This is a genomic window from Candidatus Cloacimonadota bacterium (assembly GCA_011372345.1).
GTDB lineage: Bacteria > Cloacimonadota > Cloacimonadia > Cloacimonadales > TCS61 > DRTC01.
In genome coordinates this window covers 1-1,716 of sequence record DRTC01000648.1, presented here as the reverse complement: position 1 = coordinate 1,716, position 1,716 = coordinate 1, and the positions used below count along the sequence as shown (strand labels likewise).

General features: G+C 38.0%; 3 protein-coding genes. All 3 read right to left on the bottom strand.

From position 1 onward, the window contains the following. The coding region (locus ENL20_12435; protein ID HHE39360.1) for a hypothetical protein at positions 1 to 203 on the bottom strand (203 nt) is incomplete at its 3' end. Between the two features lie 33 nt (positions 204 to 236). Beyond that, positions 237 to 1,262, bottom strand: coding sequence for a PorV/PorQ family protein (locus tag ENL20_12430; GenBank protein ID HHE39359.1), 1,026 nt, complete (start codon positions 1,260 to 1,262; stop codon positions 237 to 239). 14 nt (positions 1,263 to 1,276) lie between these two features. After that, positions 1,277 to 1,716: hypothetical protein (locus ENL20_12425; protein ID HHE39358.1), on the bottom strand; the 440-nt coding region annotated here is incomplete at its 5' end.

Sequence of the window (1,716 nt, the reverse complement as noted above, 5' to 3'; positions counted from 1 at the left end):
GGCATATAGTCATAATAGTTTGTGATAAGATCCGTTGGATCCGTCACAAATTCATAATTAGGAACAACTGGTCTATTGTTCCTTTCAGGAATTTTACCAATTGCATCTTCGCGTGCAATCTTAGTTGGTGCTGGTTGCATTATATCTGCGAATAAAGCCCCAACACATAAAGTTACTGCTAAAAGAATAATGATTTTTTTCATTTTTCTTCCTCCTCTTTTTTTGTTTTTTTTTGTTTAATACAGAAACTTAATCGACAACCGATGCGGAGTCTTTAAAAAACTTTCGGTAAGATCACCCATATCGGTATAAGCATAATCTATATCTATCACAGCAAAGCTGGTTGGAACAGTCCATCCAAAACCCGCAGATAATCCGGCAGCATCATAATTAAATTGATACCCGGATCTGATCTTGAATGTTCCCAGCTTATATTCAAATCCTACATTATAAGTTTCCATCCTATCAACACAATTATCTAACTGCGCTGAAGCGATCAAAACCTGTCCTTCGCTTCGCAGCAGATCACCTGAAATTCCTAAAGAAAAATTCATCGGAACCTTGAAAGGAAGTTCTTCCCTATCTTCGTCGATCAAGCCATCTCCATCATTATCGAGCAGATCGAAAGGGTCTTCATCGATATTTCCATCAGAATCGTCATCCAGTCTGAATTGAAGATTTGGACCAAAATTCCTGAGTGACATTCCTATGGTGATATTTTTCCAACCTGTATTATAGAGAGAACCAATATCAACAGCTACTCCGTTTACATTAAATTCATCCAGATTTTCTCGTAAATATTTGGTAGTAAATCCAAAAGAGAATTTATCTGTAAATGAACTGGCATAAGATAAGCCGACTGCAAAATCGCTGCAAGTAAATTTTTCACCGGTTGGAGCAAAAGTATCTTCATCGATAACATCCATCCAGCCCATGTGGAGAGCGGCAGCACTTAAGGCAAAAGTTCCTAAACCTGTGATCTTGGAAGCAGCAAAATATTCATACCTGATTCCAGCTAACCATTCAGTGTGGGAAAACAAAAACTGGTTTTGTGATTTAATGGCCAAACCTGCCGGATTCCAATAAACTGAAGAAATATCGTCTGTAACAGCTGTATATGCCTCTCCCATGCCAATTGCCCGGGCATCGATACCGAGTTTGAGAAATTGCAGACCAGCAGTTCCAGTTTTAGGAAATATCTCAGCAGTAAGCATAATGGGAACCAGAATCATAACTAATAAAATTCCAATATTTTTTCTCATTTTTACCTCTTAAATTACTTTATAATCACAAACTTACCGACTTTTATATCACCGGATTTTTTATCTTTAACTGAGAAAAGGTAAACACCGGGAGCAATGATCTGGTTATTCATCGATAAAAGATCCCAAGGTTCCATTCCGCTGCCGGAAAGACCTGAATATGAAGCTTTGCTGACAGAAATTACATCCTGATATTCTTGTCCGTCATGATCAAATTCATCAACAAGATCACCTGCAAGAGTGAATACTTTGATCTTACAATACTCCGGTAGATTCACAAACCAGATCCTGCGGCTTTTATCACCTTTTTCGTCTTTTTCCCTTCTTCCATCGAATTTACTATGACCAATATAAGGATTTGGGACTACATAAATATTATCCATTTTTGATTTTGCTGTTGGTCCGGGAAAGATCACTTTCATATTCGCATCAGCATCTCTTCCGGATTCCAGGG

Coding starts and splice junctions, on each gene's coding strand:
- ENL20_12430 (HHE39359.1), bottom strand. CDS start 1,262: ATGAGAAAAAATATTGGAATTTTATTAGTTATGATTCTGGTTCCCATT.